Origin of the sequence: Brachyspira pilosicoli, assembly GCF_019402445.1 — a bacterium.
GTDB classification, from domain to species: Bacteria; Spirochaetota; Brachyspiria; order Brachyspirales; family Brachyspiraceae; genus Brachyspira; species Brachyspira pilosicoli_B.
In genome coordinates, this window is sequence record NZ_SRZM01000058.1 from 1 (window position 1) to 9,754 (window position 9,754).

At 24.4% G+C, this 9,754-nt stretch carries 9 protein-coding genes and 1 pseudogene; all 10 read left to right on the forward strand.

Annotated elements, in window-relative coordinates; all coding sequences use genetic code 11:
• A pseudogene (locus E6A48_RS02535) lies at window positions 1-1,430 on the forward strand (hypothetical protein); the annotation flags it as partial.
• On the forward strand, window positions 1,430-2,467 hold the full coding sequence (locus tag E6A48_RS02540) for a glycosyltransferase family 2 protein (RefSeq protein ID WP_258018523.1): 1,038 nt from the start codon (window positions 1,430-1,432) through the stop codon (window positions 2,465-2,467). The pseudogene E6A48_RS02535 and the gene E6A48_RS02540, both read left to right, overlap by 1 nt.
• A gap of 18 nt (window positions 2,468-2,485) precedes the next feature.
• Window positions 2,486-3,604 carry an FAD-binding oxidoreductase gene (locus E6A48_RS02545; RefSeq protein WP_219708403.1) on the forward strand — a complete coding sequence of 373 codons (1,119 nt, stop codon included), beginning with the start codon at window positions 2,486-2,488 and terminating at the stop codon, window positions 3,602-3,604.
• On the forward strand, window positions 3,601-4,479 hold the full coding sequence (locus tag E6A48_RS02550; protein WP_219708405.1) for a glycosyltransferase family protein: 879 nt from the start codon (window positions 3,601-3,603) through the stop codon (window positions 4,477-4,479). The genes E6A48_RS02545 and E6A48_RS02550 overlap by 4 nt, the downstream gene beginning before the upstream one ends.
• Window positions 4,480-4,500: 21 nt before the next feature.
• Entirely contained in the window at window positions 4,501-5,436 is a 936-nt protein-coding gene (locus tag E6A48_RS02555; RefSeq protein ID WP_219708407.1) for a hypothetical protein, read from the forward strand.
• A complete protein-coding gene (locus tag E6A48_RS02560; protein ID WP_219708409.1) occupies window positions 5,436-6,269 on the forward strand; it encodes a sugar phosphate isomerase/epimerase family protein in 834 nt (277 codons plus the stop codon). The genes E6A48_RS02555 and E6A48_RS02560 overlap by 1 nt, the downstream gene beginning before the upstream one ends.
• The gene (locus tag E6A48_RS02565) at window positions 6,269-7,054 is read left to right on the forward strand and encodes a glycosyltransferase family 2 protein (protein WP_219708411.1); all 786 of its coding nucleotides are present in this window, start codon (window positions 6,269-6,271) and stop codon (window positions 7,052-7,054) included. Before E6A48_RS02560 ends, E6A48_RS02565 begins: the two co-directional genes overlap by 1 nt.
• 184 nt (window positions 7,055-7,238) lie before the next feature.
• Window positions 7,239-8,153, forward strand: coding sequence for a prolipoprotein diacylglyceryl transferase (gene lgt / locus E6A48_RS02570; RefSeq protein WP_219708412.1), 915 nt, complete (start codon window positions 7,239-7,241; stop codon window positions 8,151-8,153).
• Window positions 8,154-8,162: 9 nt separating this feature from the next.
• A complete protein-coding gene (tgt, locus tag E6A48_RS02575) occupies window positions 8,163-9,290 on the forward strand; it encodes a tRNA guanosine(34) transglycosylase Tgt (RefSeq protein WP_219708413.1) in 1,128 nt (375 codons plus the stop codon).
• Window positions 9,291-9,328: 38 nt separating this feature from the next.
• Window positions 9,329-9,754, forward strand: a 426-nt coding sequence (locus E6A48_RS02580; RefSeq protein WP_219708415.1) for a tetratricopeptide repeat protein, incomplete at its 3' end; no start/stop codon positions are given.

The following is a 9,754-nucleotide window of genomic DNA, read 5'->3' on the forward strand; positions in this document are numbered from 1 at the left end:
AATTCATTACTATTATTTTAATAATTTTTAAACTTTGGTTATTTTATCCAGGATATTATTGGCACTATGATACTGTATACTCTATAATTTTAATTTTAACAGGATTTAATAGTGCAAATTGGATGCCTATTTTAACAGAATTAAATGTTAAACTTATGGATAAATTAGGTTTAACTATGGGCATATTTTTTATTATAAATACTATGCTTTTATATTGTTCTATATTTTTAATAATTATTTCTTCATATATAAAAAATAAAAATAAATTTGTTATATTATTATTCCTTATAACTTTTTTAGCACAAATATTTTTTTCTTCCATAGAGTATCTTAAAGATAGTGTTGCCACATTATATGTTTTATTTTCATATTCTATAGTATTCTCTATCATTGTTTTACAAATTAAAAATATTAATGTGAGAAGATTTTTAAAAATTATATCTTTAATATCACTTATAATTAGCATGCTGCATAGACATAATTTTATTGTAACAGTTTATCCAATTTTAATATGGTTTACTTATGACTATTTGAAAACTAAAAATATAAATGATATAAAAAAATATATTGCATCATTTTTTTTGATTATGTTGTTTAATGCTATAGTTTTGATGTCAATATTTTTTATTTTTCCAAGAATATTTATAAAAGATATTTCTAATCCAACGAGAGGGTTATACTTACTTCAAATAGCTGGTGCTATTGTTCCTGCAAATGACTCATCTATTATTCCAGATGATTGGTATGCAGACTCTAAAAATTTTAATGATGTAGTTGAACAATACAATAAAGATCCATTACTAGCAGATCCTTTAGGAGTAATTTTAAGTAATTCTAAAGATGTAAAAAAAATATGGATAAAATCAATATTAAAATATCCATCTAACTATATTAGACATATGTGGAATTTTACAACTTCTATTTTGACTTTAAAATATGAAATAATAAATTCTTATGTATTAACATTGAGAGAATGGTATGAGCCGCCATTAACTAATCCAACATTTGAATTATTAAATATTACAATAGATGATGTAAAAAAATTAAAGTTTTATAATGAAAATATGGGTATATATTTTACCGAATTAAAATTCAAAGTATTTTATTTATTAAATAAGATATTACCCAATATAAATGTATTTTTATTTGTATTATTGTCAATAATACTATTTTTTGCATCAGGTTTATTATTTATATTTAATAAAAAATTTAGAAATGACATATTGGTATTTGTTTTCTCTACTTCTTTTTCAGCATTTGCTACTGCTTTTATAGTTTCTATATTTTCTCCAGTCGTTCATATATATCAATACAGATATATTTATCCAGTAATACCAATAAGTATAGTATCTTTAATAGGATTTATAATATTTATTTATGATAGAGGTGGATTTAAAAAATTTATTAAAGAATTAAGAGGTAAAAATTAATGAAAATATCAGTAATAATACCTTGTTATAATGAAGAGATAACTATTAAACAAGTAATAGAAGAATTTACAAAGTATTTACCAGAAGCTGAAATAAATGTTTTTGATAATAATAGCAAAGATAATTCTATAAAATTAGCTAAAGAAGCAGGTGCTATAGTGACAGAAGTTAATTATCAAGGTAAAGGAGAAGTCGTAAGAAGAGCTTTCTCAGATATTGATTCTGATATATATATTATGGTTGATGCTGATATGCAGTATGATATATCCGAAATAAAAAAACATATACAATATTTTTTAGATAGAAAACTTGATATGTTAAACATTTCTCGTGAAGTTGTAAATGAAGATGTACATAGAAAGGGACATACTTTTGGAAATGCTATGCTTACCGGTTTTGCTAATATGTTATTTGGTAAAAAATTTGATGATATGCTTAGTGGTTATAGAATATTTTCTAAAAGATTTGTAAAAAGTTTTCCAGCTGCATCAAAAGGTTTTGAAATAGAAACAGAACTTACAATATATGCCTTACAAATGCGTTTACCAGTAGGTGAAGTTCCTGCTAAATACTTTAAAAGACCTGAAGGCTCTCATTCAAAACTTAATACATTTAGAGATGGATTTAGAATATTATTTACTATAATTTATTTAATGATGACAGAAAAACCTTTATTGTTTTTTAACATAATCAGTACTGTTTTATTTATTATAGGTATGGTTTTTGGAATAAGTATAACTATAGAATATTTTGAAACATCGAAAGTTGATAGATTTCCTACAGCAATACTAACAATATGTTTATTAATATTATCAGCATTATCTTTTGCTATAGGATTAATAATGAATGCTATAGGAAGAGCTATAGCTGAAAATAGAAGATTTAAATATAATTCGCAGAGCAGAGCAGAGCAGAGCAGAGCAGAGCAGAGCAGATTAATATATGCAACGGCTACATATATATTTATAATAATACAAAATATCAAAAATTACAACCTATGTTGCAAATTGCAGCATAGGTTTTTTATGTTTAACTAATTTTTAGGGAATATTGCTATGTATGATTATATAATAATAGGTGCTGGTATTTACGGACTCTATTCAGCTGATATTTTATCTAATAAAAATAAGAATGCTAAAATTTTGATAATAGAAAAAGATAAAGAAGCATTTTCAAGAGCTTCATATGTTAATCAGGCAAGACTACATAATGGTTACCATTATCCAAGGTCATTGCATACAGCAATAAAATGCTCCCATTATTTTGATAAATTTATTAAAGATTTTCCATTCTCAATAGTTTCAGATTACACTAAGATTTATGCAGTGTCATCAAAATTTGGCATGGCAACCCCTGATAATTTTGAATATTTTTGTGATAATGCTAATATACCTTATGAAAGAATAAATGAAAATATATTTTTTAATAAAAATACTGTAGATGCATGCTATAAAACTAAAGAATATACAATAGATACTTTAAAAATAAAATATTATTATTTAGAAAAATTAAAAGAAAAATCAAATATTACTATAATTTATAATGATTATATAAAAGATGTAATTATTGATAATGATCTATGGATATTAACATTAAATTCATCTAAAACAATAAAAACTAATTTTGTCATTAATACTTCTTACGCTTCTTTAAACAGTATATTAAAAATATTTAATTTAAATACATTATCTATGAAATTCGAATTAGCAGAAATGGTTTTATGTAACTCTTCAGAAAGCTTAAAAGGTTTTGGTATAACATTGATGGATGGTCCATTTTTCTCTATAATGCCTTTTGATAGTCATGGTATGTATTCTCTATCAGCAGTAAGATATACACCGCATCAAAATTGTTTTCAAGAATTACCAACTTTTACATGTCAAAAACAATCAGAAACATGTAGTGGAATGTTCTTAGATAATTGCAATTTTTGTAAAGTAAGACCAGAAACAGCTTGGGTACATATGTTCCAACTTGCTAAAAAATATTTGAAATCAGAATTTTTACCAGAATTTAAAGAAAGTATTTTTGCTATAAAAGCTCTAATGCAATCTTCTTCAACATCTGATTCAAGACCAGTTATCATTACAGAAAACAATAAAAATCCAAAATTAATTAGTATTCTTGGTGGAAAATTAAATACCATATATGAATTAAATGAGGTACTATTATGAAAGATAAAAATTATGCAAGTTTTATAATAACTAAAATAGATAATAAAGAAAATTATCAAAGATTAGAGAATTATATATTAAATAAATTTGAATATAGTGAAATTATTATTTTAATAAATGACTCCAATATAAAAGATATGAAAGAATATCTAGCTCCAAATTCTAATAATGTGTTATGTTTAAATTTAGGTAATAATATAGATGAAAATAATTCTATAAGAGCAGGACTAGAATTTTCAAAAGGAGATATAGTTTTTGTAATAAAAGATTTATCAATCAATAAATTAGAAGAATATTTAGATAATCTTTATGAATCAAATAAAAAAGGTATAGACTCTTCATTCTTAACTTCTAAATATTATAGATTAAAAGATAAACTAACTATTAATTTAATATCGACTTTTTCAAAACATAAATTAAAAAATGTATATGATATAGTATTCTTAGTTACTAGAAGAGTTATAAATGCCATTACAGAAGATAATAGTAAAACAACTCCTATATCATATGTTATTCGTGATATAGGATATAATTACAATGAATTCAAATGTGAAATAAAAGACAAAAAATATCATATGTCAAAACAAACAAGAAGTGTATATCTATTATTATTTTCAGAAGCTTTTTCAAATTTTACAGCATCATTATCTTTATTAAGTGCTATAATTGCCATAGTAACAGGAATATATGCTTTAGTTATATATTTATCTAATAATAAACCTGTTGAAGGTTGGACCACAACATTTTTGTTTTTATCATTCAGTTTTACTATGATATTTGCCATATTCAGCATCATTATAAGATATTTAAGTATAATACAAAAAGAACTATATAATAAACCTAATTTTAGAGTAAAGTCTGTTTCAAAATTATAAAAAGCTATAAGGAGAAAGTATATGAATAATTGTTTAATAGGTTATACAGGTTTTGTAGGAAGCAATATATTATTAAAATCAGATTTTCATTTTCAATATAATTCAAAAAATATAAATGATATTAAAAATAGAGAATTTGATTTATTAATTTGTTCATCAATACCAGCCGATATGCAGCTTGCTAATACTAATCCTGAAAAAGATTTATCAAATATTAAAGAATTACTAAATATATTAAGTACTGTAAAAGCTAAGAAAGCTGTTTTAATATCAACTATAGCAGTATATCCACAACCTGTTATATATGATGAAAGTAATAATAATTTTATTAGTGATTATGATTACGGGAAAAATAGAAAAATAGCAGAAGATGAATTTTCTAATATTTTTAATCATTCTCATATAATAAGACTGCCTGCTTTATTTGGTAAAAATTTAAAAAAGAATTTTATCTATGACATAATCAATCCTGAACCAGCATTTTTTACAGAAAGTAAATTTGAAACAATAAAAGATAAAATTGTTTTTTCAAAAAAATATTATAATTTTGATTCAGAAAAAAAGAGATATGTATTTGATAAAAATAGTGCAATTAAAAATAATTCAATAGATAAAATAAGGGAAGAATTATTTAATATTAATGAAACTTCTCTACAATTTACTAATCCTGAAAGTACTTTTCAATTTTATAATTTAGATAATTTATATAATGATATATCAAAATCTATAGAATATAATATTCCTATACTTAATGTATGCTCAGCACCAATTTCAGCAAAAGATATCATGAAAAATATTTTTAATAGGGAATTCATTTCAAACAATGCCAAATTATATAATTATAACATGAAAAGTATATATGCTAATAAATGGGGAAATGATAAAGAATATTTATATAATGAGAAAAACATATATGATGATTTAGTATCATTTTTTAAATTAAATGGAGTTTTATAATGAAATTGTGTATATCTTCTCTAGCTTGGAATATAGATAATAGAAATAAAATTTATGATTTTTTATCAAAAAAAGAAATAAAATTTATAGAAATAGTACCATTTAAAATATCAAACTTAGGTTTATATGATGAATACAATAATTATATTAAATTAAAAAAAGAATGGGAAGATTTTGGACTACAAGCTGTATCTATGCAAAGTTTGCATTTTGGATTAAATAATTGTTCATTATTTAATTCTGAAATTGAAAGAAAAAATTTATATGAATATACATTAAAATCTATAGAGGTTGCTTCCATATTAGGTATAGAACATATAGTATTTGGTTCTCCAAAATTAAGGATTATACCAGAAGGAATGTCCAATAATGAATCTAATGATATAGCATTAGAGTTCTTTACAAAATTAAATGATGAAGCTACTAAATATAATGTTCTAATTGGTATAGAACCTAATTCAAAATATTATGGTACTAATTTTTTAACTAATACTAAGGATACATTTGAATTTGTAAAAAAAATAAATTTGAAAAATATAAAAATTAATTTAGATTTAAGTACTATAATTTTAGAAAATGAAAATATATCACAATCTATAGATTTAGTAAATTCTTTAAATTATAATTTTCATTGCCATATAAGCATACCTTATTTAAAAAACGATTATATAAATTATAAAAATAATTTAATAGAATATTTATACAAATTAAAAACTTCTAAAGTTAATCATTGTTCAATAGAAACAGTAATAAATAATAATGAAATAGAAAATATTAATACCATCAATGAAATAATTGATTTTATAAAATCAGTAGAAAAGGAAACAATATAATGCTTAGAGAAATACCTGATTATAAAATAGAAGAATTTTTTGAGAAAAAACATAAATATTGTGTAGGTATTCCTTTACTAAATGAAGGTGAAAAAATAAAAAAAGAACTAAAATCTATGTTAGATAATGGTATACACAACATAGCAGATATTATTATATTTGATGGTGGAAGTAATGATGGATCTACTAATAAGGATTTTTTAAAAAGTGTAAATGTAAGAACTTTGCTTATAAAAACAGGAGCAGGAAAGCAAGGAGCACAATTTAGAATGGGCTTTGATTATATTTTAAATCAAGGATATGATGGTATAATAACAATAGATGGAAATAATAAAGACGGAGTAGAATATATCAAAGATTTTATTAAAAAATTAGAAGAAGGATATGATTTTATACAAGGTTCAAGATTTATAAAAGGTGGAATTCATAAAAATACTCCTATATCAAGATATTTAGCTGTAAAATTAATGCATGCTCCTTGGATTAGTTTTATGTCTGGATTTAAATATACTGATACTACTTCAGCATATAGAGGTATTTCTAAAAAATTATTATTAGATGAGAATCTCAATATATTCAGAAATATATTTTCAGGATATGAATTATTATTTTATATGTCTGCTATGGCACCTAAATTAAAATATAAAGTATGTGAAATTCCTGTATCAAGAATATATCCAAAAAATACTAAAGTACCAACAAAGATAACTTTTTCTGGTAATTTTAATATTATAAAAACTTTATTTAAACTAAATATTGGGGTTTATAATATTAAGAAAAAATAAATTTATATTTAGAAATTAAGTACTATATAAAGCAATATCTAAAAATATAAAATTTAAATACAATTATATAAAACAATAAAACTATGTTAAAAATTACTATTATTCAAAATTAATTCCGCCTTGATTTTTTAGTGCATAACATATAATATAAAATTACAAAAATTGATAATAATAAGGAAAATTGATGAAATACCCTGAATTTTTTACTCCATTTGTATTTCCAGAAAACATACCAGTGCTTGGTGCTATTAGATGGTATGGACTTATGTATATAGTAGGAATTGGAGTTTCTTGTTTAATACTCAATCATCTAGAAAAAAAAGGTTGGATTAAGTTTAACAACTCAAAAGACGGCGGTGCTTATGATATGGTTTTTTATGCCGCTGTTGGTGCTATAGTTGGTGCTAGAGTTGGATATTTTTTACTTTACTCACCTTCATCTTTTTTAAAACCTTGGGAGATATTAGGATTTAATCTTGATAATGGAATAACTTTTTTAGGTTTTGCAGGAATGTCTTTTCATGGTGGACTTATAGGAATGATTATTGGAGGATATATATTCAGCAAAAAATATAAATATGAATTTTTAACTATAGCAGACCATGCCACACTTCCTTCAAGTTTCGCTTTATTTTTTGGAAGAATAGGAAATTTCATGAACGCAGAGCTTTACGGAAGAGTTACTAATTCACCTCTTGGAATGATATTTCCAAATTATGATGCAGTTGGAGGGTATGAAAAATGGAAGGAATTAATACCTGCAATTAGACCATACACAGAATTAAGATATCCTTCACAATTATATGAAGCATTTCTTGAAGGTTTAGTCCTTGCTTTGGTGTCTTATATAATATTAGCATTAAGCCAAAAAAATAAGAATATAAGAAAAGGTACAAGATTATTTGTATGGATATTTTTATACGGACTTTTTAGAGCTGTAATAGAGCAGTTCTTTAGAGATGTTACAGAATGGACTATAGGACCTATCACATCTGGGGCAATATATTCTATAATAATGATGATAGTATCTTTAATAATGCTTATATATATTTACACAAAAAAGCCAGATACAAAAACATTAAAACAAAATAAAAAATAAAGGTTTATTATGTCATTTTCTTTTGAAGTATTAAAAAACTCTAGTCAAACACATGCAAGACTTGGTAAAATAGAAGTTAATGGGGTTGTAATAGATACACCTGTTTTTATGCCTGTAGGAACTAAGGCTACTGTAAAGGCATTAACTCCTGCTATGGTAGAAGAAACAGAAAGTAAGATTATACTTGCTAACACTTATCATTTAGTTTTAAGACCGGGATTAGAGGTGATAAAAAAATTTGGCAGTGTTAAAAAGTTTATGAATTGGAAAGGGGCAATGCTCACAGATTCCGGCGGGTTTCAAGTTTTTTCGCTTGCTCAGCTAAGAAAAATCAACGATGAAGGAGTTGAGTTTAGGTCGCATATAGATGGTTCAAAATATTTCTTTACACCAAAAAGCGTAATGGAGGCAGAACATATTATAGGAGCTGACTTTATAATGAGTTTTGATGAATGCTGTAAGGCAGATGCTGATTATAATTATGCTAAAGAGGCAATGCTTAGAACTCATAAATGGGCTAAAGAATGTAAAGAATATCATGACAGCACCCCTAACAGTGAATATCAATACTTAGGCGGTATAATACAGGGCGGAATGTTTGATGATTTGAGAAAAGAAAGTGCTGAAACTTTGGTTAATATGGATTTTCCTTTTTATTCTATTGGTGGGCTTTCTGTTGGGGAGACTCCAGAGAAAATGCATGAGGTGCTTTCTAAAGTTATGCTATATACAAACAAACAAAAACCTCGTTATTTGATGGGGGTTAGTGAGCCTCGTGATATACTTAATGCCGTAATGGAAGGCATTGATATGTTTGACTGCGTGATGCCTACTAGAAATGCTAGAAATGGCGAAGCTTTTACTATGAATGGAGTTGTTAGGATTAGAAACTCAAAATATAGAATGGACGATACTGTGTTAGAAGAAGGCTGCGATTGTTATACTTGTAAAAATTTCTCTAAGGCTTATCTTAATCATCTTGACAAATCTCATGAAATACTATTTTCTATACTTATGACTATACATAATATAAGATTTATGCAGAGATTTATGAAAGATTTAAGAAATAGTATAGAAAATGATAATTTTAGCGAATATAGAAATACTATGATGAGAAAATTTTACGAAAATGAATAATAATAATTTTTAAAGAAGAAGGAGGAAAATATTATATTATGGCAAAAGATTATAGCGAACAGATAAAGAAATATAATGAAATACTAAATGATAACCCTAATGATATTAACGCCCTCACTTCTTTAGCAAGAATATATGTAAAAGAAAATAAATTAAATGAGGCTGAAAAATATTATAATAAAATATTAGAGAACAGTCCTGATAATACTGAAGCTTTGTATATTATAGGTTTTATCAATATGCAAAAAAACAACTATAATAAAGCTAATGATAATTTTATTAAACTAATAGAGCTTGGTGTGGATAATTCCTTTATATATGAATATTTATCTATAATAGATAAAAATAACAGAGAAACATTTTTAAATAAAGCAATAGAAAAACATAATACAGATAAATTAAGAAAAAAAGATTATGAAAGAATATCATATATGGCTTATCAAAGCTATAAATGGAGAATGTAT

Excerpts from the sequence above, each read along its gene's own strand:
- E6A48_RS02550 (WP_219708405.1), top strand. The coding sequence starts at position 3,601 with ATGAAAGATAAAAATTATGCAAGTTTTATAATAACTAAAATAGATAAT.
- E6A48_RS02555 (WP_219708407.1), top strand. The coding sequence starts at position 4,501 with ATGAATAATTGTTTAATAGGTTATACAGGTTTTGTAGGAAGCAATATA.
- E6A48_RS02560 (WP_219708409.1), top strand. The coding sequence starts at position 5,436 with ATGAAATTGTGTATATCTTCTCTAGCTTGGAATATAGATAATAGAAAT.
- tgt (WP_219708413.1), top strand. The coding sequence starts at position 8,163 with ATGTCATTTTCTTTTGAAGTATTAAAAAACTCTAGTCAAACACATGCA.
- E6A48_RS02540 (WP_258018523.1), top strand. The coding sequence starts at position 1,430 with ATGAAAATATCAGTAATAATACCTTGTTATAATGAAGAGATAACTATT.
- E6A48_RS02565 (WP_219708411.1), top strand. The coding sequence starts at position 6,269 with ATGCTTAGAGAAATACCTGATTATAAAATAGAAGAATTTTTTGAGAAA.
- E6A48_RS02545 (WP_219708403.1), top strand. The coding sequence starts at position 2,486 with ATGTATGATTATATAATAATAGGTGCTGGTATTTACGGACTCTATTCA.
- lgt (WP_219708412.1), top strand. The coding sequence starts at position 7,239 with ATGAAATACCCTGAATTTTTTACTCCATTTGTATTTCCAGAAAACATA.